Genomic DNA, 25,191 nt, shown 5'->3' with positions numbered 1-25,191 from the left:
GGACGACCGGGGCACGAGGTCGGGGTCGTGCCCGCGAGCGGGCCCGGCCGGTTCGGATGGTTCTCCGGTACGACGTGGTGGGCGCCGGGTTCGTCATGCCCGAGCGGGTGTGACCGTCGTCATGCGGCGTCGGCGCAGCAGCAGCGCCGCGGTGGCACTGACCAGGGCGAGCGTCGCGACGAGGGCGCCGGAGACGAGGGCGCCGGTCGCGAGACCCCCCCCCGGGGCCGCGGCCCCGGTCACCGCCCCGGCCAGGCCCTGTCGTCGGGACGGCGCCAGGTCGACGACGAACGCGGCGATCGCGGTCAGCCCCAGGCCGGTGGCCAGACCCATGATGCTGCGGGCGAGCAGGAGCACCCCGGTCGAGTCCACCTGCGTGAAGACCCCGCAGGCGACCGCGTCGAGGAGCAGCGCCACGACGGCGACCGGGCGCCGCCCGCAGTGGTCGGAGAGGCGGCCGCAGACCAGCAGCATCGCAGCCAGCGGCACGATGTAGATCGCGAAGGCCCCGGTCAGGCCGGACGGCGTGATCCCGTAGCGGTGCTGGTAGACGACGTAGAGGGGGCCGGAACCCCCGCCGCGGCCCCGAGCACGAGCAGGGACAGGGACATGGCGCTGAACGCCCAGGGCGGGGCGTCCGCTCCTCGCCCGTACGGCGGGGAGGTCACGGGGTCGCCGCGGCCACGGTCAGGGGAGTGCTCACGGCGGGGACGCTAGGAGTTCGAGCGCGCTCCAGGTCAAGGTCCGGTGCGGCTACCGGACGAGGCGGAAGAAGCCGCGGATCTGGTCGACGAGGGAGTGCGGTTGTTCGAGGGCGGCGAAGTGGCCGCCGCGGGGCATCTCGGCGTACCAGCGCAGGTCGGTGAACCGCTGTTCGGCGTCGCGGCGGGAGGGGCGGACGATGTCGCGCGGGTAGACCGACAGCCCGGACGGCGCGGTGACCGGCACGCGGACGTCGGCGAAGCTCTCCCAGTACAGCCGCGCCGACGACGTGGCCGAGGCGGTGAACCAGTACGCGGAGATCTCGTCGAGGATCGTCCGGCGGGACACGGCGGTCTCGTGGTCGCCGTCGTGGTCGGTCCAGGCCCGGTACTTCTCGGCGATCCAGGTGGCCTGGCCGGCGGGGGAGTCGGTGAGGCCGTAGCCGAGGGTCTGCGGTCGGGTCATCTGGATTCCGGAGTAGCCGCGTCCGGTGCGGGCGTGCTCGCCGGCGGCGTCGAGGGCGGCCTGTTCGGTGGGGGTGGGGTCGGCGAAGGTGCCGAGCGGGACCCTGCCCATGTTCAGGTGCACCCCGGCGACCCGCTCGGGCGCGACCTCGCCGAGGTTGGCGGTCACCTCCGAGCCCCAGTCGCCACCCTGCGCGCCGTAGCGGCCGTAGCCCAGCGACACCATCAGCGTGTCCCACGCGCGGGCGATCCGGGGGATGCCCCAGCCCGTCGTCGTGAGCTTGTCGGACCAGCCGTAGCCGGGCAGCGAGGGCGCGACGACGTGGAAGGCGTCGGCGGGGTCGCCGCCGTGGGCGCGGGGGTCGGTCAGCGGGCCCAGGACGTGGAGGAACTCGAGGACCGAGCCCGGCCAGCCGTGGGTGAGGACCAGCGGGAACGCGTCGGGTTCCGGGGAGCGGACGTGCAGGTAGTGGATCCCGAGGCCGTCGACGGTGTCGCGGTACTGCGGGAAGGCGTTGACGCGGTCGGCGAACCCGAAGTCGTAGTCCTCGGCCCAGGCCCGGCACAGCTCCCGGGCGTAGGCCACGGGCACCCCCTGCGACCAGTCGTCGACGGTCTCCGGTTCGGGCCACCGGGTCCGGCGCAGCCGGTCCCGCAGGTCGGTGATCTCGGCGTCGGTGACGCGGACGACGAACGGCTCGGCCATCGACGGGTCCTCTCCGGGGCGACGACCTCCACCTTGGTGCACTGATGGCGCGGGGCCCGCGTCCCTAGCGTCCTGGAGTGACCGCGACCACCACAGGAGCTGCGCCATGACGACCTCGACGCCCCCGGCGACGTCCCACCCGCCCGCGTCGATCTGCGACGACGGACGTGGTGTCGACCTTGCTCCGGAAGGCCGAGCGAGTCCCCCCGAACCCGGCTCGCCGGGCCGAGGTGCGCCCCGGGCTCCTCCGTCATCGTCGGCGGCCACGACGGATCACGGACGCGGAGCGAGGGAGACGACCGATGGCGACCAAGGCACTGCTGGTGACGCTCGAGGCCAAGCCGGGCCAGGAGGAGGCGGTCGAGGAGTTCCTGCGGTCCGCGTTGCCCCTGGTGGAGGCGGAGCCCGGCACCTACCCGTGGTTCGCGGTGCGCTTCGGCTCCACGACCTTCGGGATCATCGACGCCTTCCCCGACGAGGCCGCACGCGACACCCACCTCGGCGGCGCGGTGGGCCAGGCGCTGCGCGAGCGCAGCGACGAGCTGTTCGCATCGGCACCCGAGGTCCGTGCGATCGACGTGCTGGCCGAGAAACTGTGAGAGCGGGCCCGACGACGGGCGCGGTCGTCATCCGGTGCTCCCGCGCCGAGCGCGGTCCCGGAGGCGGTGCGCGGTCCGGCGGACGGCGCCGATCGCGGCGTCGCGGGCGGCCCCGGCCGCGAGGCGCAGCCTGCGGCCGAGCGGGACCTCGGAGACCGAACCGGTCTCGGCGGCCTCGTCCACCCCCGCGGCGAACTGCTCGAACAGACGGCGCGACACGTCGCCGGCCAACGCCCGACCGAACTGCGCGACCCGTCCCGAGAGGTGCACGTCGGCGTGCGCGCTGAGCTCGGTGCCGCCGTCGGCGGTCGGCGAGGCGTGGAGGACGACGTCGGCGGCGGTCGCGCTGCCACCGGTGTCCCGGCCCTGACCGTGGAACCGGAGCCGGTGGGCGTCCGGGTCGCGCTCGACGACCTGGGCGAGGCCCTCGAAGGAGAGCTTCACGGGGCCGAGCGCGACGGTGGCGCGTCCGCGGTGGCGGTCCTCGTCGTAGGACTCGACGAGCTGGGCCCCGGGCAGGCAGCGCGCCAGGAGGTCGAAGTCGGTGAGCACGCCCCAGACCCGGTCCACCGGTGAGGCGAGCTGGGAGGTCACGTCGACGACCGCCGAGGGCGGGCCGGTGGGCAGCCGCACCTCGGTGAGCTGCGGGGCGGCCGTCCCGGCCTCCTCGGCCGCTGTGCCGGCACCGGGCGACGTCCGGCCGACCAGCATGCGGGGCGCGCACCCGCGAGGTTCCGGGACGCCGTCGGGGTAGGACTCGGCGACGTCGGAGACCGCGGCGAGGATGCCCCGGTAGCCGGTGCAGCGGCACAGCACGCCCGACATCGCCTCGGGCAGGTTCTCGGCGGCGGCCTCCGGGGCGTTGGCGAGCAGGTCGTAGCTGCTCATCAACATGCCGGGGGTGCAGAAGCCGCACTGCAGGGCGTGGTGGGCGGAGAACGCCTGCTGCAGCGGGTGCTGGTCGTCGGGGGTGCCGAGTCCCTCCACGGTGACGATCTCGGCGCCCTCGCACTGCACGGCGAACAGGAGGCAGGCCCGGGCGGCCTCACCGTCGAGGAGCACGGTGCACATGCCGCACACCCCGTGCTCACAGCCGAGGTGGGTGCCGGTGAGTCCCAGGCGCTCGCGCAGCACGTCGCCGAGGTGCATCCGGGGCGACACCTCGACGGTGGTCTCGGTGCCGTTGACGGTGAAGGTCACCTCGGCGGACTCGTGGGCCGCGATCCGGGCGGCGGGCGCCGGGACCCGGCGGGAGCCGGTGTCCCGCCGGGCGGGCGAGTCGGGCACGGCGGTCATCTCGTGGTCCTCCCCTCGCGGGCGCGGTGCAGCGCCCGGGACAGCTCACGGGCGGCGAGGACGGCGAACAGCCGCCGTCGGTACCCGGTGGAGCCGTGCGTGTCGCCGCCGGTGTCGACGATCGCGGCGGCCAGTTCGGTGGTGGCCGGCCGGAGGTCGTCCTCGCTCTCGCCCGCAGCGAGCAGCGCGGTGACGTCGCGGGTGACCGCACGGTCGGAGATCCCGAAGCCGGTCAGGGCGGCGGCGTCCACCGCCCCGGCCTCGGTGACGTGCACCCGGCACACCACCCCGGCCAGGGCGAAGTCGCCGTGCCGGCGGGCGATCTCGGCGAACCCGAACCCGTCGCCGGGACCCGCCGTCGGGAAGGTGACCGCGGTGACGACGTCCTCGGGCCCGGCCGTCGTGGACATGGCCCCGGTGACGAACTCCTGCGCGGCCACGGTGCGGGTCCCGCCGGGCCCGGCCACCTCGACCTGCGCGTCGAGGCAGCAGGCCACGGCGGGCAGCTCCGCGGCCGGGTCGGCGTGGGCGAGGCTGCCGCAGACCGTGCCGCGGCTGCGCAGTTCCCGGTGCCCGACGAAGGGCATGGCCATCGACACGAGGGGCACGTCCTGCGCGGCGGGGTCGTGTTCCACGACCCGCTGCCGGACGCTCGCCCCGACCCGGTACCCGGAGCGTCCGTCCGGGCCGTGCTCCCCGAGCTCGGGCACGGCGGTGACGTCGACCAGGGTGGCGGGCCGGCCGAGCCGCATCGCCAGCACGGGGACCAGGGACTGGCCGCCGGCCAGGACCTTGCCGTCGCCGCCCGCGAGCTCGGCGAGCACGTCGTCGAGGGTCGGGGGCCGGACGTAGGCGAACGGAGCTGCCTTCACCGGGTCACCGCCCCGTGAAGACGGGGGCGCGCTTCTCGCCGAACGCCTTCACGCCCTCGGCGAAGTCCTCGGTGGCCCGCAGCATCGAGTAGGCCTTCCGCTCCAGCTCGATCCCGGTGTAGAGGGGCCCGTCGGTACCACGGTCGAGGACCTCCTTCGCCGTGCGCAGCGCCGCCGGGGAGAGGCCGGCCATCTTCTGCGCCAGCGTGTCGACGGCCGCGTCCAGGGCGTCGCGGTCGGCGTGGAGCTCACCGGACAGGATCCCCCAGTCCAGCGCCTGCTGGGCCTGGATCCGGGTGGCCGACATGATGTGGAACTTCGCCCGGGAGAGGCCGACGAGCCGCGCGAGGCGCTGGGTGCCGCCGGAGCCGGGGATCATGCCGAGGTTCATCTCGGGCAGGGCCAGCTGGGTGCGCACCGTGCCGAGCCGGACGTCGCAGGAGAGCACCATCTCCAGACCGACGCCGAAGCAGTACCCGTCGATCGCCGCGATGACGGGCTTCGGGCTCCGGGCCGCGGCGGTGACGTCGTGCCCGAGGTCGGTGAGGTCGATCGGGTCGACCTCCATGAACCCGGCGATGTCACCCCCGGAGGTGAAGTGCTCGCCGTCGCTGCGCACGACCACGACCCGCACCTCGGGGTCCCGGTCGATCTCGGCGAACCGCTCGGCCACCAGCCGGCGCATCGCCATCGTCACGACGGTGTACCTGCCGTGGGAGAGCGTCACGTAGGCGACGTGGCCGTCGCGCTCGAGGGTGACGTCGCCGCCGGTCAGTGGCATGTCAGGCGTCCTTCCGATCGTGGTTCAGGAGCTGGTGGAGCACCTCGCCGTGCAGGGGCAGGGAGGTGACGGGGACACCGAGCGGTGCCAGGGCGTCCGCGACGGCGTTGGCGTAGGCCACGGGGAAGCTCATCGAGGAGCCCTCGCCGCAGCCCTTGGCCCCGAGCGGGGTGAGCGGCGAGGGCGACACCACGTGGTCGGTGCGCAGCTCGAAGCCCGCCTCGGCCGAGGTGGGGCACAGGTAGTCTAGGAACGTCGCCGCGGTCGGCTGTCCCGACGGGGCGTGGGTGAACTCCTCGTAGGCGGCGCCCCCGAGCCCGTGCACCAGCGCCCCGTACACCTGCCCGTCGAGCAGGGTCTGGTCGAGGACGGTGCCGGCGTCGTGGACCGACGACACCCGGTCGACCTCGATCTCGAGGGTGTCCGGGTCGATCCGTACCGCGACGATCTCGGCGACGAAGCCGTAGCAGAGCGAGGAGTTGATCCGGTCGTCCGCCGTGGCGGCCCGGGTCTCGCGCGGGGAGAACTCGGCCTCCGCGTAGAGCCGGGCCGGGACGCCCTCGGGGAGCGCGGCGGGGTCCCAGTGCACGACGCCGGCGGCGTGGCGGAACTTCACCGCGCGGCCGTCCGGGGCGCGGACCTCGCCCCCGTCGAGGACGAGCGTCTCCGGGTCGGCGCCGTCGAGCAGCGTCGACGCGGCGGCGCGCACGGTGGTGGCGATGGTGTCGGCCGCAGCGACGACGGCGCTGGTCACCAGGGGCGCGAACCGGGAGGAGTAGCTGCCGGAGGTGACCGTCCAGGGGGTCGTCGCGGTGTCCATGTCGATCACGGAGCGGACCTGGTCGAGAGGCAGCCCGAGGCGTTCGGCGGCGATCTTGCGGGCCACGGTGGCGTGTCCCTGTCCCTGGGGGACCGAGCCGAGCAGCACGGTGACGACGCCCTGGGGGTCGACCGACATCCGCACGTGCTCGGTCGACCCGGACTTGTCCCGTCCGGGGGTCCGCTCCTCGGCGGGGGTGGCGAGTCCGACGTAGCCGATGTTGGTGCCGGACGGGTCGACGACGAGCGCGGTCCCGATGCCGTAGTGGGCGCCGGCCGCGCGGGCCTCGTCGCGTCGTCTCTCCAGCTCGGGGAGGTCGGCGTTCTTCATCGCGAGGTCGAGCGCGGTGAGGTAGTCCCCGGAGTCGTAGACCCCCCCGGTCGCGGTCTCGTGCGGGAAGGAGGTGATGAGGTTGCGACGGCGCAGCTCGTGGGCGTCGGTGCCGAGCTCGGCGGCGATGTCGTCGAGGAGCCGCTCCAACCCGAAGTAGAGCTGCTGGCCGCCGAACCCGCGGTTCAGGCCGGTCGGCATCGTGTTGGTGACCACCGCCCGCGCACGGATGCCGACGGCGTCGATCCGGTAGGGCCCGGTGATGTTGCCGAAGCAGCGGTACAGCGTCGACGGCTCCGGGGGCCGCAGGTAGGCCCCGACGTTGTCGACGAGATCGGCGCGCAGCGCGGTGATCGTGCCCCCGGCGTCGAGCGCCGCCGAGAACTCCATCGACCGGTCGGCGCCCGACGAACTCGCCGTGAGGTGCTCCACGCGGTCCTCGGTCCAGCGCACCGGTGTCCCCGCATGCTTCGACGCCAGCGCGAGGAGCACCACGTAGGGATAGATGCCGGCCTTGATCCCGAAGCTGCCGCCGATGTCGGCCGGGACGTGCAGGCGCAGCCGCGAGGTCGGGAGCCGCAGCGCGCCCGCCATCACGGGCACCATCGAGAACGGTCCGTGGAAGTTCGCCCAGGCCTCGACGAACGGCCCGCCGTCCTGCTCGGTCCAGTGCGCGATGACGGAGTAGCACTCCATCGGCACGGAGGAGTAGCGCGGGAACTCGTAGCGGCGGGTGACCACGTGGGCAGCGGCCGCGAAGCGGTCGTCGGGCGCGCCGAACGAGAAGGTGCGGTCGGTCGCGACGTTGGACCCGGCGTCGTCGTGCAGCAGCGGAGCGTCCTCGGCCAGGCCGGAGCGGGCGTCGCTGACGGCGGGCAGGTCCTCGTAGTCGACCTCGACGAGCTCGGCGGCGTCCTCGGCGACGTAGCGGTCGGTGGCCACCACGACGGCGATCGGCTCACCGACGAACCGGACCTTGTCGACGCCGGTCGGCAGGTAGGGCATCGCCGCCCCGGTGGACAGCGGGAAGGGACGCAGGGCGGCCCGCACCTCCTCGGGCCCGATGACCGCGGCGACGCCGGGGTGCGCCCGGGCCCGCGACAGGTCCACCGAGACGAGGCGGGCGTGCGGCCGGGTGGACCGCACGACCGCGGCCACCAGCGTCCCCGGCAGCGGGTCGAGGTCGTCGAGGAACCGGCCGCGACCGGCGACCAGGGCCGCGTCCTCGTCGCGGGACGGCGTCCACCGCGGCGGGACGGTGTCGGCGCTGTCGGTGGTCATGTCAGGCACGGGCCTCTCCTCGGGAGGTGTACTCACCGGCGACCAGCGTCCGACGCAGGGTCTTGCCGACCCCGGACCGCGGGATCGCGTCGACCGCGATCGCCTGCTTGGGCCGCTTGAGGGACGGGAGGTGCTCCCGGGCGTGGGCGAGCGTCCGGGCGGCGGCCAGCTCCGGCTCGATCCCGGCGGCCGGCACGACGAAGGCGCTCACCGCACGGCCCCACCGGTCGTCCGGCAGCCCGACCACGCAGACGTCGTCGATGGCCGGGCAGCGGATCAGCGCCGCCTCGATCTCGTCCGGGTAGATGTTCTCCCCGCCCGAGTTGATCATGTCGTCGGTCCGGCCGGACACCCAGAGGTCGCCGTCGCCGTCGGCGATCGCGAGGTCGCCGGTGTGGTACCAGCCATCGCGGATCGCCTTGGCGTTCGCGTCGGGCCGGTTCCAGTAGCCGCCGAACGCCTCGGCGGAGTCCATGGAGACGATGACCTGCCCCTGCTCGCCGGGCCCGACCTCCTCGTCGACGGGGGCATCGGGTTCGGGGGCGATCAGACGGACGCGGGAGAACAGCCCGGCCCGTCCGACGCAGCCCGGCTTGGCGGCGACGTCCGCGCCGATGGTGAAGGTGTAGATCTCCGTCGAGCCGAAGTGGTTGACGAACGAGCGCGGCCGGACCTCCTCGACCAGCGCCTCGGCCAGCGACGGGGTCATCGCCGCCCCGGCGTAGGCCAGGTTGTCCAGCCGACGGGCCTCCCCGAGACGGCCGGTGCGCAGCAGCGACCAGTAGATCGTCGGCACGAGGTACAGCGAGCCGATCCCCTCGTCGCAGATCAGTGCCATCGACTCGTCGGCGTCGAAGCTCGGCTGCCCGACCCACGTCCCGCCGAGCGTGATCGAGGCCAGCAGCGTGCGCAGTCCCATCGTGTGGAACAGCGGCATCACCCCGAGCGTGGCGACGCCCATCCGCTGCCCGGTCTGCATCACGTGCGCGACCGCGGCGGCGTGCTCGGCGCGATGCGTCCGGGGCACGCCCTTCGGTCGGCCGGTGGTCCCCGAGGTGTAGAGCATGACGCTCACCGCGGACTCCTCCGGCGGTGGAGCCGTCCCCGTCGTCGTGACGGCCTCCGCGGCCGCGTCGACCTCGGCGACGTCCCGGATCGGGACCTCGCCCGCGGCGGCCTCCACCCGCGAGGCGTGCGCCGGATCGGTGACGACGACGGTCGATCCCGCGTCCTCGAGGCAGTAGGCGAGCTCGTCGACGCCGAACCGGGTCGACAGCGGCACCGAGACGGCGCCGAGCTTCTGCGCGGCCAGGTGCAGGCTCGCCAGTTGCTCGCCGCCGTGCATCACCAGCGCGAGGCGGTCGCCGGCCCGGACGCCCCAGCCGCCCAACGCGGCGGCGAGTCGGTCCGTGCGCTCGTCCCACTCCCGGTAGGTGAGGCGGCGGCCCGGACCGGAGACCGCCCGGCGGTGCGGGTGGCGTTCGGCGGCCCAGCGGAGTGTCGACGCGAGGTCCATGAGCGCCCTCCCTTGGTGTGAAACGCACCGTACGTTTCGTACCGTACGGGGGAGAAGCAGCGTCTGGCTAGAGTCCGGATGCTGATCTCGCGGGGAGCACGGAGGGCCGGATGCGGCTGTCGACCACGTCGTACCTGGTCCTGGGCATGGTGGGGCTGCGTGGACCGTCCACCCCGTACGACCTCAAGCGGGCGACCAGCCGATCGGTCGGCTACTTCTGGAACTTCCCGCACACGCAGCTGTACTCCGAGCCGGAGCGGCTGGCCGCGTCCGGCCTGCTCGCCGTCGAGGTGGAGGACAGCGGTCGACGACGCAAGACCTACTCACTCACCCCGGCCGGACGCGCAGCCCTGCGGGAGTGGCTGGCCGCACCGACGCCCGAGCACTTCGAGATGCGGGACGTCGCCGAGCTCAAGCTCTTCTTCAACGAGGCCGGCTCCCCGGACGACGACGTCCCGAAGCTCGCGCAGGAACAGATCCGTCAGCACGAGCAGCGGATCGCCACCTACGAGGAGATGGTGTCCCGCCACGGCGACGAGGACTGGGCCCGGCCGCGCATGATCACCCTCGAGCTCGGCCTCGAGATGGAGCACGCCGCGCTGCGGTTCTGGACCGCTCTCGCTGCCGGGACGATCGACGACCTCCGTCGCGAACGGCAGGAGCGCGACGTGCGCTGACAGCGAGGACGTGTGGGCGCTGGTCCTGGCGGGCCGAACGGGGACGGTCCGCTCTCCGCCGCGATGCCGATGTGCCGTCGCGGGGGCGGTGTGACGGTGGCGGGCAGACCGATCGCACGTTCAGGACGACGATTCGAGGCAGAGGACCATGAGCCACGACCCCGCCCGCGTCACGGTGCCACCGGACCGCAACGAGGTGCCGAGTACACCGTCCCGTCGGTCCATCGCCAGCTTCCGGCACTACGGCGCCGCCGAGCAGGCCGTCGACGCCCTGTCCGACCGCGGCTTCCCCGTCCACCGGGTCGCCATCGTCGGGCGCGACCTCGAGCTCGTCGAGCAGGTCACCGGCCGGCTCGACTACCCCCGCGCCGCGCTCCGCGGCGCGGCCGGTGGCGCCGTCACCGGCGCGCTGATCGGGTGGCTGTTCGGGCTGCTCAGCTGGATCGTCCCGTTGGTCGGGTTGCTGCTGCTCGCGGTGTACGGACTCGTGTTCGGTGCGGTCGTCGGCGCCCTGCTCGGGCTGCTCGTCCACGCCCTGCAGGGAGGGCGGCGGGACTTCGCCTCCGCCACGGCCATGCGCCCCCGGACGTACGAGCTGATGGTCGACGAGGAGGTCGCCGACGACGCCGTCCGGACGCTGGGCTGGGACCGTTGACCGGCGGGAGACCGAACGGGTCGACGGCGACCGGGGCGGGCGCGGAGCTGGGCCACCACCCCTCGGTGGCCCAGCCCCACCTCGACGCGGAGGGACCGATCGCCGAGGCCGAGGCGGACGCAGCACGCTCGAGCACGACACAGCAGCCCCTCGGCCCCCCGGGATCACCGCTGGACCGCCGCTCGCCGTTCCTGATCGGGTTCACCGCGGCGCTCGGCGTCGCGGTCGTCGTCGCCCTGGCGTACCTCGTCGTCGTGGCTTCCGACGTCCTGGTGCTGATCGGGGTCGCGCTGTTCCTCGCGCTCGGGCTGGAACCGGCGGTGTCCTGGCTGGCCCGCCGAGGGCTGCGGCGCGGGTTCGCGGTCGCCCTCGTCTGCCTCGGGTTCGTGGTGGTCGTGGGCGGGTTCCTGGCCCTGGCCGTCCCGCCGCTGATCGAGCAGGCGGCCGCGTTCCTGGGGCAGGTCCCGCGGTACCTGCAGCTGGTGCAGGACCGCAGCTCGACGGTCGGGCAGCTCGACGCCCGGTTCGGTCTGCAGCAGCACTTCCAGCAGGCCCTCGCCAGCGACGGCTCCACGCTGTTCGACGGTGTGCTCGGGGTGGGAACGGCGGTCCTGGGCGGGCTGGGCGACACCGTGGTCGTCGTGGTGCTCACGGTGTACTTCCTGGCCACGCTGCCCGGGATGCGTCGCGCGGCCTACCGGTTGGCGCCGGCCTCGCGTCGGCCCCGCACCATCCTGATCGGCGACGCCATCTGCGTCCGCTTCGGGGGCTACGTGCTGGGCAACGTGGTCATGTCCGTGATCGCGGGCGCGGTCACGTTCGTCTGGCTGCTGGTCCTCGGGGTGCCCTACGCGCTCCCGCTGGCGGTGCTGGTCGCCCTGCTGGACCTGATCCCGGTGGTCGGGGCCGTGATCGGCGGTGTGCTGACCGCGCTGGTGGCGCTGACCGTGTCCTGGCCGACGGCGCTGGCCACGGTCGGCTTCTTCGTGCTGTACAAGCTCGTCGAGGACTACCTGCTGATGCCGAAGATCATGGGGAGGACGGTCGAGGTCCCCGCCCTGCTCACGGTGGTCGCGGTCCTGATCGGCGGTGCCCTCCTGGGGGTCGTCGGCGCCGTGGTGGCCATCCCGGTCGCCGCCGCCGTGCTGCTGATCGTCCAGGAGATCGCCGTGCCGCGGCTCGACCGGACCTGAGTCCGTCGCTGCGGCGGGGCACGGCGGCCCCGGGCGGTCCTCACGACGACGGGGGGCGTCCTCCCGTGGGCAGGACGGGGGGCTCGGCGATCACGGCGGCGCGGACGGCGACGTGCAGGTTGAGCCGGGTCTCGACGTCGGCCAGGTCGTGCCCCGAGAGCTCCCGGATGCGTCCCAGCCGGTAGCGCAGGGTGGAGCGGTGGATGTGCAACGCGGCGGCGGTGGCGTCGTAGTTGCCGCCCTGGTCGAGGTAGACCTCCAGCGTGTGCACGAGGTCGGCCTGCCGTTCGACGTCGTAGGCGAGCAGGCTGCCCAGCCAGTCCTCGACGAACGCGCCCGCCTCCCGGCGACCCTCGGGCGTGGCGAGGAGTCGGAAGAGCCCGAGGTCCTCGAAGGCGGTCAGACCGCCGGTGTCGGCCCGGCGGGTGCCCACCGTCAGGGCCTGCATCGCCTCACGGTAGGACCGGGGAAGGTGCTCGGGCCGTTCGACGAAGCCTCCCACCCCGATGGCGGGGGCCTCCCGCAGCACGTCGGCGAACACGTCGTGGACGACCCGCCACGGCTCGTCGGACCGGCGCCCACGGGCGCGGTCCGACCACGGACCGGTGGCCGAGCCGTCACCGCCGCGCCACGGTCCCGGGGTCCCGCACACGAGGACCGCGGTCCGTCCCCGCAGGGTGCCGAGGAAGGCCATGTCCAGGCGGCGGGCGGCCTGTTCCATCAGGTCGCCCACGGACCCGTCGCCGGGCCAGCCGCCGTGACCGGGTCGTACGGCCAGTACGCGGTGGGGACCGGTGAGGTCGTGGCTCAGGGCCGACGCGCGTCCGACCCGGCGATCGACCTCGGGTTCGAGGTCGCCGGGGTCGCACTCGAGCAGCACGGCCTCCACGAGATCGTGGCGCAGCCGGAGTTCGGTCGTGGCCAGGCGGCGCCGGTGGAGCAGATGCATGGTGAGCGCGCCGACCGTCAGCCCGATCGCATGCATGGCCCCGGTCCGGAAGCTGCCGAGTTCGGCGTCCACCTGCTCGGACGTCCCGGCCGGATCGAGGACGCCCTCCGGGTCGAGGACGACGATCAGACCGAGGACGGTGCCGGGCGAGCCGACGACGCAGATCAGCCGGTCTCCCACCCGGAGCGCCCGCACCCCGCGCCGAGCGCCGTCGAGCACGCCGTCACGCTGCGGGCGGGTCAGTCGCGTGTCCGGGGTGCGGCCGTCGGCACCCGCCCGCGCCAGCACGCGGCCGAAGGGGTCCTCCACGCTCACCGCCCGGCCGAGGTGGTCGTGGAGCACGTCGGCGAGCCCCTGTTCCGGGAACTCGCCCGTGAGTGCCTCACCGAGTGCGGCCTGGAAGCGGTAGTCGCGGGCCAGGGCCGCTTCGACCTCGGCCGTGGGCGGGAGGGCGGGCCCGGGCTGCGGACCGAGCGGGGCGCGGTCTCGGCCCACCGGGTCGTGCCCGTTGCGTGTCGTGGTCCTCACGGGTGGAACGTTGGCGCGGAATGGCCGGATCCGGCAGCACCGGTAGCGAACCAGGGACTGGACCACCGTCCGGGAAACGAACACACTGTGCGTGGACGGCCACGCTGACCCACCACGCCCGACCGACCTCACCGACGCCTCCGAGCGGAAGACGAGATCGCGACGTGAAGCGTGGAGAAGTGGTGTTCGACAGCGATCAACTGTCCGTCACCGAGGAGTTCCTGAGCACCCACTACGCCCCGATGCGGATCGGGGCGGGGACCGGCGAGCGGGCCCGGGCGCGGATCACCCGCAGGGCCGCCGGCGGCGTCAGCGTGGACCGCCTGGAGCTCGGTTTCGCCATGGACTACGACGGCGAGCCGCTGGGGCGAATCTGCCTGTGCGACATCACGGCGGGCTCCGTCGACGAACACCGGCCGGACGGCGCCCGGTACGCCGAGTCCTACGGGACGGGTCAGGTGTTCTCGTTCGCCCCGCCCGACCGTCCCTACCGGGGCCGCATCAACCACGCCCGCTACAGCATCAGCATGTTCGATCCCGCCCTGCTCGGGCAGGTCGCCGCCCCCGCCGACGACCGCCACCCCGTGCGCCTGCTCGACCACCACCAGATCACGGCGACGGCCGGGATGCGGCTGCGTCGGGTCATCGACCACCTGTACGAGGTGCTGGACGGGGACGACGCGCCGCTGGTCGTCGCCACCGCGAGCCAGTACCTGGCCGCCACCGTGCTGCACACCTTCCCCAACACCGCGCTGAGCGAACCCACGCCCACCGACCGCCACGACGCCCACCCCGACACCGTGCGCCGCGCCGTCGCGTTCATCGAGGCCGACCCCGCCCGCGAGATCACGCTCGTCGAGATCGCCGCCGCCGCCCACGTCACGCCGCGCGCCCTGCAGTACGCGTTCGCGCGCCACCTGCAGACCACCCCCCTGGCCTACCTCCGCCGGGTCCGCCTCGACGCGGCCCATCACGACCTGCTGGACGCCGACCCCCGCGCCGGGGACACCGTCACCGCCGTCGCCGCACGATGGGGCTTCGCCCACCCCGGCCGCTTCGCCACCGCCTACCGCGACGCCTACGGCCGGTCGCCCAGCCGCACCCTGCACGGCTGACGGGGAGGGACACGGACGAGGGTGCGGGACGGGCCCGGACCGGATCGCCCGCGGGGACGGGGCAACGGTCCGGACCCGTCCCGCGTCGACCGTCCTGCGCCGGGGGGAGGCGATCGGACGGCCGGTCAGGGGGGTCCACCCAGGCGCGGCCTGGTGAACGGGTGGAAGATCTACCGAGCAGGAGCTGCGGCGGTCCATCCACGCACGGCAGTCAGCGACCGTTCGGCGACCCGGCCCCGTCGGACCGACGCCGCAGGGCCGCGTCGAGCGTGGGGTACAACTCGAACAGGGCTCCGTCGACCAGGAGGGCCCGGCTCACCGACGGGGCGCCCGGCCCCCGGACGACGCGGAGATCGACGTCCGCGTCGCCGGCCTCGTAGGCCAGGTCACGGAGCGCGCCGGGGGCGACGGCGGGCTCGACGTCCCGCACGTCCGTCAGGTCGACGACGATCGGGTCGCCGGAGCGTGCCAGCAGGGCTCGGGTCTGACGGCGGAGGTCCGCCGCGGCCGCCGCGTCCAGGACGGCACGAGCACGGATCACGCGGGCGCTCCCCGGGGACGTCGGGCCGGACTCCCGGGCACGGGCGGGATCGGCGCCGGCGGGACGGGGGGCGATCAGATCGTCGTCGGGCGTCATCGAACGGGCTCGCTCGCTTTCCACGCCGCCGAGGCCCGGGGGCGCCGGAGCCGGATGTCGGCGGCTGGACCGACATTCGTCCGTCGGGCGCGTCCGGGTCGATCCGTGGACCGCAACGTCCGACCGTCCGCCGACGGACGGAATCGGCTCAGCGGCCGCGGAGCGTCGTGGAGGGAGAACGGCCGTACTCCCGGCCGTAGGCCTGGGAGAACCGGCCGAGGTGGGTGAAGCCCCACCGGTGCGCGACCGCCGCCACCGTCGTCGCGGCCGGATCGGCGGCGCGCAGCTCGTCGTGGGCCCGCCCGAGCCGGACGAGCCGCAGGTAGGCCATCGGAGTGGTGTCGAGATGGCGGCGGAACCCGTCGTGCAGGGTGCGCGTGGACGCGCCGGCCAGGCGGGCGAGGTCGGTGGGGGTGAACGGGTGTGCCGGGTCGCTGCGGATGGCCTCGACCGCGCGACGCACCGGCGTCCGGCTCCAGCACCTGGTCGGACGTTCCAGCGCCTCCCGCCACCGGTGCCCGGTGGCATGGACGAAGCCGGTCACCACGGCGTCGTGCAGGGGCGCGGCGATCATCGGGTGATCGAGCACGCTCGGCGACGTGCGGGCCTCCTCGCACAGCAGACGGACCAGCCGGTCCCACCGCCGCCCCGGGGTGCTGCGCAGGTCGACGCGGGGGTCCAGCACCGGGTCGGGCGGTACGGGGAGGCCGACCTGCTCCTCGAGCGCCTCGTTGACGGCACGGCGGTCGATGCGGACGGCGTAGGAGTCGTAGTCGTCGCTGGTCGTCATCGCCACCGCCCCGACGGGGTGGTAGACCGCTCCCCACCCCGGCGTGATCTCCACCGCCCGCCGGCGGTGGCGGGCGTGCATCGCGCCCGAGGCCGAGTAGTTGACGTAGTAGCAGTCCTCGAGGTCGGCCGTCCCGATCTCGAGGGCGGCGTTGATGTGGGCGACCCCGACCGCCAGGGAGCCGAGGACGACGCCGTCGAAGCGGAAGTCGTAGTCGGCCGTGCGGTCGACGAGGTCCATCGACGTCGTGAAGAAGTCCTGCCCCACCGCTGCCTTCGCGCCGTCGAGGTCGCGTTCACGGAACGAGAAGACTGCTGCAGGGCCGACCGACACCTCACCAGCCTAGGCGTGTCCGGGGTCCTGGTGGTCCGGCTCGGGAGCGGTCAGGACGGCGTGCTCGTCCCCGGCACGACGACGATCTTGCCGACGTGTGCGGACCGGGCGAACTCCTCCTGGGCCGCGTGGATGTCGCGGAGGGCGTAGCGGGCGGCGACGCGGGGTGCGACCCGACCGGCGGCGGCGTCCGCGGCGAGCCGGGCGAAGTGCGCCGGCGTGTGCATCGACGACCCGATGAGGGCCACGTTGTGCAGGTAGAGACGGCGCAGGTCGAACTCGCGCGGCGAGGTCGACCTCACCTCGGCACGGCGCCGCGGGAGGGCGATGATCGGGACATGGACGCAGACGTCATCGTCGTCGGGGGTGGTCTGGCCGGACTGGTCGCCACCGCCGAGCTCGCCGACGCGGGCCGCCGGGTGATCCTGCTCGACCAGGAACCCGAGGCCTCGTTGGGCGGGCAGGCCTTCTGGTCGTTCGGCGGGCTGTTCCTCGTCGACTCGCCCGAGCAGCGGCGGCTCGGGGTCAAGGACTCGGCCGGCCTGGCCTGGCAGGACTGGGAGGGCTCGGCCGGGTTCGACCGCGACCAGGGGGCCGACGGCGAGGACCACTGGGGGCGGCAGTGGGCGCGGGCCTACGTCGAGTTCGCCGCGGGGGAGAAGCGGTCCTGGCTGCACCAGCAGGGGATGCGGTGGTTCCCCGTCGTCGGCTGGGCCGAGCGCGGCGGCTACGGCGCGACCGGGCACGGCAACTCCGTGCCCCGCTTCCACGTCACCTGGGGGACCGGCCCCGGCGTCGTCGAGCCGTTCGAGCGTCGGGTGCGCGCCGCCGTCGAGCGGGGCCTGGTCGAGCTGCGGTTCCGGCACCGGGTCGACCGGCTCACCGTCACCGACGGCGCCGTCGACGGCGTGGTCGGCACGGTCCTCGAGCCGAGCGCCGTACTGCGCGGTCAGTCGAGCTCCCGGACCGCGGTCGGGGACTTCGAGCTGCGCGCGCAGGCCGTCCTGGTCACCTCCGGCGGCATCGGCGGCAACCACGAGCTGGTGCGGAAGTTCTGGCCCGAGCGGCTCGGTCGTGCGCCGAAGCAGATGATCTCCGGGGTCCCCGCGCACGTCGACGGCCGGATGCTCGACATCGCCGGCGACGCCGGGGCGCGGCTGGTCAACCGCGACCGGATGTGGCACTACACCGAGGGCCTGGTCGACTGGGACCCGATCTGGCCGATGCACGGGATCCGCATCCTGCCCGGGCCGTCGTCGCTGTGGCTCGACGCCACCGGTCACCGGCTGCCCGTGCCGCTCTACCCCGGCTTCGACACCCTCGGCACCCTGGCCCACCTGCGCACCACCGGGCACGACCACTCCTGGTTCCTGCTCACCCAGAAGATCATCGAGCGGGAGTTCGCGCTGTCCGGGTCCGAGCAGAACCCCGACCTGACCGGCAAGGACCTCCGGATGACGCTGAGCCGGGTCCTGCCGGGCGCCCCCGCCCCGGTCGAGGCGTTCAAGCAGAAGGGCGAGGACTTCGTCGTCGCCGGGAACCTGCGCGACCTCGTCGACGGGATGAACGCCCTGACCGACACCCCGCTGCTGGAGTACGGGCAGGTCGAACGCGAGGTCGTCGCCCGGGACCGCGAGATGACCAACTCCTTCACCAAGGACGCGCAGGTCAACGCCATCCACGGGGCGCGGCGCTACCTCGGGGACCGGCTCGCCCGCGTCGCGACCCCGCACCGGCTGCTCGACCCGAAGGCCGGCCCGCTGATCGCCACCCGCCTGAACATCCTGACCCGCAAGAGCCTCGGCGGACTGCAGACCGACCTGTCGGGCCGGGTCCAGCAACCCGACGGGTCTCCGCTGCGCGGGCTCTACGCCGCCGGCGAGGCGGCCGGCTTCGGTGGCGGCGGCGTCCACGGCTACCGTTCCCTGGAGGGCACCTTCCTCGGCGGCTGCATCTTCTCCGGCCGCCAGACCGGTCGCGCCGTCGCCGCGCTCACCGCCTGAGCCCACCCACGCCCGGGAGCGGAGGCGCCGGTCAGGCGAAGAGTGGGAAGCCCGAGGCGTAGCCCAGGTCGCAGAACTCGGTGTCCGGAGTCGAGCGTGCGACGGCCTCGCGGATCGGTCCGACGTCCACCGCCCCGGCGAAGCCGGGGAGCCAGGCGTCGTGATGGGAGAGCACCAGTCGCCGCGGCCGCAGCCGACCCGCCTCCTCGGCCACGAACTCCGCGAGCGAGCCCTGCACCGGCTCGCCGTCGCGGTTGGCGCGGCCCGCGGCGGCGAGGATCGCGACGTCGGGTGACTCGGCGGCCAGCAGCCCGCTCCAGGCCCCCGCCGTGTCCTGCACGAGCAGGGAGCCCTCCGAGGTCTCGACGACGAAGACCAGCGCCCCGCCGTCCCCGCGTTCGCCCTGGGCGGCCGCCTGCAGGTGGGCGGCGACGTCGGGGCCGAGGTCCGGCAGTCCCGCGAACATCGCCCGGAGCTGCTCCTGGTGCTCCTGCCACGTGCCGCCGAGCTCGCCGAGGCACTCCTGGTCGGACTCCGGGAACGGCACCCGGGACCAGACGCACGAGTGCAGGCCCGGGAGCACGCGGACCGTCGTGGTGTCGTCGAGCCGGACCCGCTCCCCGCCCGAGACCGGCACCAGCTGCTCCTCGGGCACACCCTGGGCCGCCATCACCCGCACCGACTCGTAGGAGCCGACGATCCGGGCGCCCGTGGCGGCGAGCCGTTCGGCGCCGTAGATGTGGTCGAAGTGGGAGTGCCCGACGAGGATCCAGTCCCGGGGACCCAGCTCGGCCGCGACGTCCGTGACGCCCACCCCGCTCTGCGCGGCCTCGGGGACCCGGTCGAGATAGGCGTCGAGCATCACCGTCAGGCCCTCGGCGGTCCGCAGGCGGAAGGTGGCGCAGCCGAACCAGTCGAGCGTCGCGGTACTCACCCGCGGCAACCTAGTCGGCGTGTCCGGGTCGCTCAGACCCCCGCGGCGGCCAACGCGGACCCTTCGCGGTCCCGCCGGTCCGCGCCGGGGGCGAGGAGCTCGAGGGTGCGGTGCTGGTGCGGCTCCTCGGTGGCGGCGTTGACGACGATCAGCTCGTCGGCCTCCACCTCCTCGGCGAGCGCGTCGAGCCCGGCGACGACCTCGGGTCCGGTCCCGACGAGGGTGCGCTGCAGCATGCCGAGCACCTGCCGTCCCTGCGGGTGGTCGCGGAGCACGGCGAGCTGCTCGTCGGTCAGGTCCCGCCCGCGCCCCAGGATGGAGCGCAGCCAGGCCAGCTCGGTCTTCGCGTACTGCTCGCGTGCGGTCTCGACGTCGTCGGCGGCGATGACGTTGGCCGCCGCGATGAAGTGCGGGGTCGCTTCCGGGCCGGCGAGCGGGCCCGACGGGTCGAACCGGTCGCGGTAGGTCCGGGCCGCCTCCTCGAGGGCCTCGGGGGCGAAGTGGGAGGCGAAGGCGTAGGGCAGGCCGAGGTGCGCGGCCAGCTGCGCGCCGTACAGCGACGAGCCGAGGATGTAGAGCGGCACGCCGGCGCTGCCGTGCGGGTAGGCGTGGACGCCCGGGACCCTGGTGGCCCCGGTCAGGTAGCCGTCGAGCTCGACGATGTCGGACGGGAAGTGCTCGGAGGCGCGGGCGTCGCGGCGCAGGGCCTGCATGGTCGCCCCGTCGGTACCCGGCGCGCGACCGAGGCCGAGGTCGATCCGGCCCGGGAAGAGGGTCTCGAGCAGGCCGAACTGCTCGGCGATCACCAGGGGGGAGTGGTTGGGCAGCATGATCCCGCCGGACCCGACGCGCAGGTTCGTGGTGTGGGCCGCGATGTGCTGGATGTAGAGCGAGGTCGCCGAGGAGGCGAGGCCGGGCATGTTGTGGTGCTCGGAGACCCACAGCCGGTGGTAGCCGAGTCCGTCCGCGGTCTGCGCGAGGCGCACGCTGCGGGCGATGCCCTCGGACGCGGCCTCGCCGGGGTTCACCCGGGCCAGATCCAGCAGGGAGAGCGGGACGGACGTGGGCATGGCGGTCCTCTCGTGTTCCGGGGGAACGGTCGGCGGCCCGACGCGGTTCGAGCGGAGGCAGCCTCCAGTTAGCGTACACGGAGGCTGCCTCCGCTAGGGTGGGGTGAGCAGCGCGGGCCGGGAGGAGGGGTCGATGACGAGCACCGACCGCCCCATGCGCGCGGACGCCCGCAAGAACCGCGACCTGCTGGTCGCGGTCGCCCGGCAGCACGTGCGGCGCCACGGCGTGACGACGTCGCTGGAGGCCATCGCCCGCGACGCCGGGGTGGGACCGGGGACGCTCTACCGGCACTTCCCCGACCGCGAGAGCCTGCTCGCGGAGGTCCTGCGGGTCGAGAACGACGAGCTCGCCGAGGCCCGTGCCCGGGTCGCCCGCGAGGTCGAGCCTTCGGAACGGCTGGACGCCTGGCTGTGCGAGGTGGAGCGGCACATCGCGACCTACCGCGGTCTGTCCGGTCCGCTCGTCGGGGCGCTGGAGGGCGCGGAGCCCACGCCGCTCGGTCTCGCCTGCCGGGAGATGATCGCGACGACCGAGGGGTTCCTGGCCGACGCGCGGCAGGCCGGGACCGTCCGCGCCGACGTCACGGCACACGACCTGGTCGGCTGTGCGGCGATGCTGGCGTGGCTCGGGTCGACCGGTCCGACGGGTAGCCGCCAGGCCGACGGGGCACGTGACATCCTCCGGTTCGGGTACCGCTCCGACCGGTAGGTCCGGGCGCCTCCCTCCGTCGCTCCCGGCGCAGCACCGACGAAGGAGAACCCGTAGATGAGCACCCCCACGCGTCCTCTGGCCCTGGTGACCGGCGGCTCGTCGGGCATCGGCTTCGAGCTGGCCGTCCAGCTCGCCGACCGTGGGCACGACGTCGCGATCTCCGGGCAGAGCGAGCGGGTCCACGACGCCGCCGAGAAGCTGCGTGGGCACGGCGTCGAGGCCTATCCGCACCAGGCCGACGCCGCCACCTACGACGGCGTGGAGTCCTTCTGGAAGGCCGTCGCCGACCTCGGCCGCCCGCTCAACGTCGCCTGTCTCAACGTCGGGATCGGTGTCGGCGGGCGCTTCCTCGACACCGATCTCGACGACGAGCTCCGCATGATCGCGATCAACTGCGCGGGCACCGTGCACCTGGCCAAGCGCGTGGTCCGGGCGATGCACGACCAGGGCCCCGACCGGGGCGACCGGCGGATCCTCGTCGTGTCGTCGGTCTCGGCGACCACACCCACCCCCTACGAGCCGGCCTACGGCGCCACCAAGGCCTTCGGGTTCAACTTCGCCGAGTCGATCCGCGAGGAGCTCCGCGAGGAGGGCATCGTCGTCACCGCGCTGCTGCCCGGGGCCACCGACTCCGAGTTCCACGCCAACGCCGGCATGGGCAACACCCGCTTCGGTGACAACAGCTGGAAGAACGACCGGACCGAGGTCGCCCGCCAGGGCATCGAGGCGCTGTTCGCCGGCGACGACCACGTCGTCGGCGGGGACGAGGCCACGAAGCAGCAGGTCGTCGACCACCGCTCGATGAGCGAGCCGGAGAAGGCCGCGAAGCAGGGCGAGGCCGCCCGGCCCCGCTGAGGCCGGTCGTGCCGGCGACGATCGTGGACCGGCTCAGTGGTCCCGGTCGTTGTCGCCGCGACCGCGGATGTAGTGGCGGAGCCGACGGAATCCGAGCATGTCCGCCCGGTCGTCGAGATCGATCTCGTAGACCCCGATGACGTCGGTGGTCGACGGCACGCGGCTGGTCTCGACGACGTCGACCGTCGCGGTCCACCCGTCGGCGGTGCGGCGCAGACCGGCGACGGCCTCGGACTGCCAGCCGAGATCGTCCGCGAGGTCACGGACGGCGTCGAGGACCTCCCGCCCACCGGGCGCGGGGGACCGGTTGCCGTCCTCGCGCGACGGTGCTGCGCGCCGGTGCCGGGTCTCGGACCCGGACGTCGTCCGCCGTGCCGCAGACTCGCTCATGGGGAGGAGTGCCCTCGCGGGGACGCCCGCGAATCGGCCGGACGACGAATTCCGCCGCACGGCGCAGACGTTTGCATCGCCGTGCACCTGTCGGTTGGCGTGCTCAGAACGGTGGGTCGTCGTCGAAGGGGTTGGGGGGTCGTCGTTCTTTCCGGCGTCGTCGGCGGTCGAGGTCGTCGAGGGTGTGGCGTTGGGCGTCGGTGATATGCCCGTGGCGGTCGGTGCGGGGCCGCCAGGGTGTCTGGGGTCGGGGTTCGGCGCGGGTGTCGGTGATGCCGTGGTCGAACGGGGCGCGCGCGATCGGTTGTAGGGGCCGGTAGGGCTGGGGTTCGACGGTGTGGTGGGTGCCGGTGGGCGCGGTCCACACGAAGTGGCCGGGGCGGGTCTGGCGGACGGTCCACCCGGAGAGCGGGTCGTGTTTGCGGAGGTGGTCGCCGACGGAGAGGGGGCCGAGGTTGTCGGCCTGGGTGGGTCCGCCGAGGGTGTGGTCGTGGGTGTGGTCGATGGGGCAGGCCACGGCGGGCACGGTGGACATGGGGAACCGGGAGGTCTGGTCGCGGGCGTGGATCCAGCGGGTCAGCTCCGCTCCGGGGAACCGGTTCCCGGCCTCCCGGATGGTGACGGCCGGGTGCTCCTCGGGCGGCCTCTCGCGGGCCGCGGCCAGGGCACGCTTCGTGCGGCGGGCCAGCTCGGCCCAGATCCCCACCAGTGATCCATCGTCGTCAGGAGCGTCGAGGTCGAGGGCGTCGACCTCGCGCGTGTGGGCGGTGAGTTCGACGACCTGTCGGCGATATCGCGGGTCGGCGTCGGGTTGAAGCGGCGGCCGCACGAGCAGCACCCATTGCAGTGCACCGATGTCGTTGTAGAGCAGGACCCGCCACTGGGCACAGGTCCGGGTCCAGGCGGCGCGGTAGGCGTCCCACCCGGTCAACGTGCCGGCGCGGAGGCGGCCGTGGGCGCGTTCGAGCCCGAGCACGGTCGCCCACGTGGTGCGCAACGTCGCCGGGGAGAACACCAGGCCACGTTCGGTCAGCCGCGCGGCCAGGGGCGGCGGCGGGTCGTTGGTCGGGATCCGCGGATCGGGGGTGTCCGGTGGCGGCGGGTCGGGTTCGGGGTCCCCGGGCTGCCACCCGGCCGGTGAGGGCTGCGGTGAGGGAGTCGCCGTGAACCCGGGCCACGAGTCGCCTGGTTCATCGGGCTCATCCACCGCCTCGTCGAGGGGCTCCTCGAAATCGTCGAGCAGCCCGAATGGGCGGCTGACGTCTGATCGGTCGTCGCCAGAGCCGTCGTCGCCAGAGCCGTCGTCGCCAGAGCCGCCGTCGCCAGAGCCGTGATCCCGGGAGGCGCCATCGGTAGCGCCGCCACCGCCAGGACCATCGGTGCCGTCAGGCCCGTCGTCACCCGGCCCGCCCTCGTGAGGGCCAGCCGAGTCGTCCTCGGGGCCGCCGTCGCCCGGCCCGCTGTTGTCCGGGCCATCCGGCTTGTCGCCGTCGTTCGGGCCATCCGGTTCGTCGCCGGGTCCATCAGGGCTATCGGGATCGTCCGGGCCGCCGTCATCAGGGCCGCCCGGCTCGTCGTCGGGGCCGTCGGGGCCGCTGTCCTCGGGGCCGTCCGGCCCGTCGTCCGGCCCGTCATCGGGGAGGTCGTCGGGACCGTCGGGGAGGTCGTCGAGGTCGATCGGGTCCTGCGCTGGCGGGGTCGGGGTGAGGTCCACGACGACCTGCGCGGCGACCGCGAGGTCGTCCGAGCCGTCGGGGCAGCCGTGCAACAACCGCAGGTACACCTGGGCCTGCACCTTCGCCGGCCCCACCGTGACCCCTGCTGATTTCAGGCGCGACAGGGCCTCTTCGGCGACCGCGACGATCCGGTCGAACGCCGGCTCCGCCATCAACGGGTCCAAGTCCAGGCCGTGGATCTCCGCCGCGCCCGACGGCGCGATCCGCGTCGACACCCGCGCCCGCGCCACCGCCGCGTTGCGCCGGTTCTCCGCGCCGAGCGGGTCGACATCGGCAACCGCGGCCGCGACCCGCTGGCCAAGCTCGAACATCCCCAGCTTCGGCGCGGCCTCGATCAAGCGGTCCACCACCACCGTGGCCTGCTCGTCGGTCACATCGCGCAGACCGCTCACGAACACCGCGGCCTTGGCGTGCTCCAACCAGCCCTCACACATCGCCACCCCGAGCCGCGGCAGGCGCTCCAAAGCCCCCTGAGCGGTCTCCAACCGGGCCGCGGCCATCGTCACCGACCACCCCAACCGCGCGGCGATGATCCGCGGATCCGGCTCGGGCCAGCGCTCCAGCGTGTCGGCCCGGGATCGGGCGGTCTCGAGCATCCAGCACGCCCTTCGCCACTCCGCGTGCACCAACCGCGCCTGCCAGGCCACCAGCCCGGCCTCGCACTCCTGCCCGACCGACTCGCGCGGGTCGCTCAGCGGGACGGCGGGCAACGGGGTGTCGAACACCCCGTCCCCGACCGCGAACCCCGCCTCCACCGCCACGATTCGAACACTAGGACGAACCCCCGACAGTCACGGCCGGGAAAGCCCAGCTCGGAGCACGCGCAGAGATCACGAAGCGATCACGATCGGTGGCAGCTGCGGGATCAGGTCCGGCCCTCGGCGAGGAACCGGTCGAGGGTGCGGCGCCGCTGGGCGATCCGCTCCTCCTGCTCGACGAGCGCGGCCCGGACCTGCTGGGCCCGGGCGAACAGGGCGGTGCAGTCGCCCGTCGGGCGCTCGCCGCGGGCGCAGGGGAGCACGTCGCGGACGACGTCGGAGGGGAGGCCGGCACTGAAGAGGTCCTGGATGAAGGCGACCGTGTCGACGGCGTCCGCCGGGTAGTCCCGGTAGCCGTTGGGCAGGCGCCCGCCCACCAGCAGCCCCTGCTCCTCGTAGTAGCGCAACGAACGGGTGCTCACCCCGGTGAGCTCGCTCAGTTCCCCGATCCGCACGGGCCGCATCAGACCTTGACATTCACGTCAGTGT

Annotated in this window: 24 protein-coding genes; 8 read left to right on the top strand and 16 right to left on the bottom strand. The window is 73.9% G+C overall.

The features are described 5' to 3' along the window. Positions 1 to 93: 93 nt before the first annotated feature. Positions 94 to 627, bottom strand: a complete 534-nt coding sequence (locus BJ983_RS17660; RefSeq protein ID WP_179797944.1) for an MFS transporter — start codon at positions 625 to 627, stop codon at positions 94 to 96. 126 nt (positions 628 to 753) lie between these two features. Then, positions 754 to 1,872 carry an epoxide hydrolase family protein gene (locus BJ983_RS17655; protein ID WP_179794992.1) on the bottom strand — a complete coding sequence of 373 codons (1,119 nt, stop codon included), beginning with the start codon at positions 1,870 to 1,872 and terminating at the stop codon, positions 754 to 756. 302 nt (positions 1,873 to 2,174) lie between these two features. On the opposite strand from BJ983_RS17655, the gene BJ983_RS17650 reads away from it, so the two are divergent. Then, on the top strand, positions 2,175 to 2,471 hold the full coding sequence (locus tag BJ983_RS17650; RefSeq protein ID WP_179794991.1) for a putative quinol monooxygenase: 297 nt from the start codon (positions 2,175 to 2,177) through the stop codon (positions 2,469 to 2,471). A 27-nt stretch (positions 2,472 to 2,498) separates the two neighbouring features. Here the strand turns inward: BJ983_RS17650 and BJ983_RS17645 are convergent, their stop codons facing one another. From BJ983_RS17645 to BJ983_RS17625, 5 genes are read right to left on the bottom strand one after another with little or no spacing between them, the layout of a single operon-like run. After that, positions 2,499 to 3,767, bottom strand: coding sequence for a xanthine dehydrogenase family Fe-S subunit (locus tag BJ983_RS17645; protein WP_179794990.1), 1,269 nt, complete (start codon positions 3,765 to 3,767; stop codon positions 2,499 to 2,501). Continuing rightward, positions 3,764 to 4,639: an FAD binding domain-containing protein gene (locus BJ983_RS31760; RefSeq protein ID WP_179794989.1), complete on the bottom strand. Its 876-nt coding sequence runs from the start codon at positions 4,637 to 4,639 to the stop codon at positions 3,764 to 3,766. Before BJ983_RS31760 ends, BJ983_RS17645 begins: the two co-directional genes overlap by 4 nt. A 4-nt stretch (positions 4,640 to 4,643) precedes the next feature. Beyond that, on the bottom strand, positions 4,644 to 5,420 hold the full coding sequence (locus BJ983_RS17635) for an enoyl-CoA hydratase/isomerase family protein (protein ID WP_179794988.1): 777 nt from the start codon (positions 5,418 to 5,420) through the stop codon (positions 4,644 to 4,646). Position 5,421: 1 nt separating this feature from the next. Continuing rightward, positions 5,422 to 7,851 carry a xanthine dehydrogenase family protein molybdopterin-binding subunit gene (locus BJ983_RS17630; protein WP_179797942.1) on the bottom strand — a complete coding sequence of 810 codons (2,430 nt, stop codon included), beginning with the start codon at positions 7,849 to 7,851 and terminating at the stop codon, positions 5,422 to 5,424. Position 7,852: 1 nt separating this feature from the next. Next, a complete protein-coding gene (locus tag BJ983_RS17625; protein WP_179794987.1) occupies positions 7,853 to 9,367 on the bottom strand; it encodes a class I adenylate-forming enzyme family protein in 1,515 nt (504 codons plus the stop codon). 110 nt (positions 9,368 to 9,477) lie between these two features. Between BJ983_RS17625 and BJ983_RS17620 the strand changes: the two genes are divergently transcribed. From BJ983_RS17620 to BJ983_RS17610, 3 genes are all read left to right on the top strand, one after another. Continuing rightward, positions 9,478 to 10,044, top strand: a complete 567-nt coding sequence (locus BJ983_RS17620; RefSeq protein WP_179794986.1) for a PadR family transcriptional regulator — start codon at positions 9,478 to 9,480, stop codon at positions 10,042 to 10,044. A gap of 148 nt (positions 10,045 to 10,192) precedes the next feature. Next, entirely contained in the window at positions 10,193 to 10,699 is a 507-nt protein-coding gene (locus tag BJ983_RS17615; protein WP_179794985.1) for a YflT domain-containing protein, read from the top strand. After that, a complete protein-coding gene (locus BJ983_RS17610) occupies positions 10,687 to 11,892 on the top strand; it encodes an AI-2E family transporter (RefSeq protein ID WP_425484811.1) in 1,206 nt (401 codons plus the stop codon). The genes BJ983_RS17615 and BJ983_RS17610 overlap by 13 nt, the downstream gene beginning before the upstream one ends. Before the next feature lie 40 nt (positions 11,893 to 11,932). Here BJ983_RS17610 and BJ983_RS17605 read toward each other — a convergent pair whose 3' ends face one another. After that, positions 11,933 to 13,369 carry a PucR family transcriptional regulator gene (locus tag BJ983_RS17605; protein ID WP_343054236.1) on the bottom strand — a complete coding sequence of 479 codons (1,437 nt, stop codon included), beginning with the start codon at positions 13,367 to 13,369 and terminating at the stop codon, positions 11,933 to 11,935. A gap of 164 nt (positions 13,370 to 13,533) precedes the next feature. On the opposite strand from BJ983_RS17605, the gene BJ983_RS17600 reads away from it, so the two are divergent. Next, entirely contained in the window at positions 13,534 to 14,484 is a 951-nt protein-coding gene (locus BJ983_RS17600) for a helix-turn-helix transcriptional regulator (RefSeq protein WP_343054235.1), read from the top strand. A gap of 211 nt (positions 14,485 to 14,695) precedes the next feature. Here the strand turns inward: BJ983_RS17600 and BJ983_RS17595 are convergent, their stop codons facing one another. The 3 genes from BJ983_RS17595 to BJ983_RS17585 form a co-directional block, all read right to left on the bottom strand. Beyond that, complete coding sequence (locus BJ983_RS17595) at positions 14,696 to 15,025, bottom strand: hypothetical protein (RefSeq protein WP_179794983.1); 330 nt, start codon at positions 15,023 to 15,025, stop codon at positions 14,696 to 14,698. Positions 15,026 to 15,269: 244 nt separating this feature from the next. Further along, positions 15,270 to 16,244: an AraC-like ligand-binding domain-containing protein gene (locus BJ983_RS32400; RefSeq protein WP_179794982.1), complete on the bottom strand. Its 975-nt coding sequence runs from the start codon at positions 16,242 to 16,244 to the stop codon at positions 15,270 to 15,272. A 50-nt stretch (positions 16,245 to 16,294) separates the two neighbouring features. Beyond that, a complete protein-coding gene (locus BJ983_RS17585) occupies positions 16,295 to 16,546 on the bottom strand; it encodes a zinc-binding dehydrogenase (protein WP_218890323.1) in 252 nt (83 codons plus the stop codon). Positions 16,547 to 16,582: 36 nt separating this feature from the next. Between BJ983_RS17585 and BJ983_RS17580 the strand changes: the two genes are divergently transcribed. Then, a complete protein-coding gene (locus BJ983_RS17580; RefSeq protein WP_179794981.1) occupies positions 16,583 to 18,247 on the top strand; it encodes an FAD-binding dehydrogenase in 1,665 nt (554 codons plus the stop codon). A gap of 31 nt (positions 18,248 to 18,278) precedes the next feature. On the opposite strand, the gene BJ983_RS17575 is transcribed toward BJ983_RS17580, so the two are convergent. After that, on the bottom strand, positions 18,279 to 19,181 hold the full coding sequence (locus tag BJ983_RS17575; protein ID WP_179794980.1) for an MBL fold metallo-hydrolase: 903 nt from the start codon (positions 19,179 to 19,181) through the stop codon (positions 18,279 to 18,281). Positions 19,182 to 19,213: 32 nt separating this feature from the next. Beyond that, complete coding sequence (locus tag BJ983_RS17570) at positions 19,214 to 20,251, bottom strand: LLM class flavin-dependent oxidoreductase (protein WP_179794979.1); 1,038 nt, start codon at positions 20,249 to 20,251, stop codon at positions 19,214 to 19,216. A 133-nt stretch (positions 20,252 to 20,384) separates the two neighbouring features. On the opposite strand from BJ983_RS17570, the gene BJ983_RS17565 reads away from it, so the two are divergent. Together BJ983_RS17565 and BJ983_RS17560 are read left to right on the top strand one after the other, a co-directional pair. Continuing rightward, on the top strand, positions 20,385 to 20,960 hold the full coding sequence (locus BJ983_RS17565) for a TetR/AcrR family transcriptional regulator (RefSeq protein WP_179794978.1): 576 nt from the start codon (positions 20,385 to 20,387) through the stop codon (positions 20,958 to 20,960). A 57-nt stretch (positions 20,961 to 21,017) separates the two neighbouring features. Beyond that, a complete protein-coding gene (locus BJ983_RS17560; protein ID WP_179794977.1) occupies positions 21,018 to 21,818 on the top strand; it encodes an SDR family NAD(P)-dependent oxidoreductase in 801 nt (266 codons plus the stop codon). A 33-nt stretch (positions 21,819 to 21,851) separates the two neighbouring features. Here the strand turns inward: BJ983_RS17560 and gvpO are convergent, their stop codons facing one another. The 3 genes from gvpO to BJ983_RS17545 form a co-directional block, all read right to left on the bottom strand. Next, a complete protein-coding gene (gene gvpO, locus BJ983_RS17555; protein WP_179794976.1) occupies positions 21,852 to 22,208 on the bottom strand; it encodes a gas vesicle protein GvpO in 357 nt (118 codons plus the stop codon). Between the two features lie 103 nt (positions 22,209 to 22,311). Further along, positions 22,312 to 24,705, bottom strand: a complete 2,394-nt coding sequence (locus BJ983_RS17550; RefSeq protein ID WP_179794975.1) for a DUF222 domain-containing protein — start codon at positions 24,703 to 24,705, stop codon at positions 22,312 to 22,314. Between the two features lie 104 nt (positions 24,706 to 24,809). Then, a complete protein-coding gene (locus tag BJ983_RS17545; protein ID WP_179794974.1) occupies positions 24,810 to 25,157 on the bottom strand; it encodes a MerR family transcriptional regulator in 348 nt (115 codons plus the stop codon). Positions 25,158 to 25,191: the final 34 nt, after the last annotated feature.

Origin of the sequence: Actinomycetospora corticicola (assembly GCF_013409505.1) — a bacterium.
GTDB classification, from domain to species: domain Bacteria; phylum Actinomycetota; class Actinomycetes; order Mycobacteriales; family Pseudonocardiaceae; genus Actinomycetospora; species Actinomycetospora corticicola.
This window is presented reverse-complemented; position numbering and strand designations above follow the sequence as displayed.

What these genes read in the sequence shown, in the direction of transcription:
- BJ983_RS17655 (WP_179794992.1), bottom strand. Translation starts at nt 1,872, where the DNA reads ATGGCCGAGCCGTTCGTCGTCCGCGTCACCGACGCCGAGATCACCGAC.
- BJ983_RS17650 (WP_179794991.1), top strand. Translation starts at nt 2,175, where the DNA reads ATGGCGACCAAGGCACTGCTGGTGACGCTCGAGGCCAAGCCGGGCCAG.
- BJ983_RS17645 (WP_179794990.1), bottom strand. Translation starts at nt 3,767, where the DNA reads ATGACCGCCGTGCCCGACTCGCCCGCCCGGCGGGACACCGGCTCCCGC.
- BJ983_RS17635 (WP_179794988.1), bottom strand. Translation starts at nt 5,420, where the DNA reads ATGCCACTGACCGGCGGCGACGTCACCCTCGAGCGCGACGGCCACGTC.
- BJ983_RS17630 (WP_179797942.1), bottom strand. Translation starts at nt 7,851, where the DNA reads ATGACCACCGACAGCGCCGACACCGTCCCGCCGCGGTGGACGCCGTCC.
- BJ983_RS17625 (WP_179794987.1), bottom strand. Translation starts at nt 9,367, where the DNA reads ATGGACCTCGCGTCGACACTCCGCTGGGCCGCCGAACGCCACCCGCAC.
- BJ983_RS17620 (WP_179794986.1), top strand. Translation starts at nt 9,478, where the DNA reads ATGCGGCTGTCGACCACGTCGTACCTGGTCCTGGGCATGGTGGGGCTG.
- BJ983_RS17615 (WP_179794985.1), top strand. Translation starts at nt 10,193, where the DNA reads ATGAGCCACGACCCCGCCCGCGTCACGGTGCCACCGGACCGCAACGAG.
- BJ983_RS17580 (WP_179794981.1), top strand. Translation starts at nt 16,583, where the DNA reads ATGGACGCAGACGTCATCGTCGTCGGGGGTGGTCTGGCCGGACTGGTC.
- BJ983_RS17570 (WP_179794979.1), bottom strand. Translation starts at nt 20,251, where the DNA reads ATGCCCACGTCCGTCCCGCTCTCCCTGCTGGATCTGGCCCGGGTGAAC.
- BJ983_RS17565 (WP_179794978.1), top strand. Translation starts at nt 20,385, where the DNA reads ATGACGAGCACCGACCGCCCCATGCGCGCGGACGCCCGCAAGAACCGC.
- BJ983_RS17560 (WP_179794977.1), top strand. Translation starts at nt 21,018, where the DNA reads ATGAGCACCCCCACGCGTCCTCTGGCCCTGGTGACCGGCGGCTCGTCG.
- gvpO (WP_179794976.1), bottom strand. Translation starts at nt 22,208, where the DNA reads ATGAGCGAGTCTGCGGCACGGCGGACGACGTCCGGGTCCGAGACCCGG.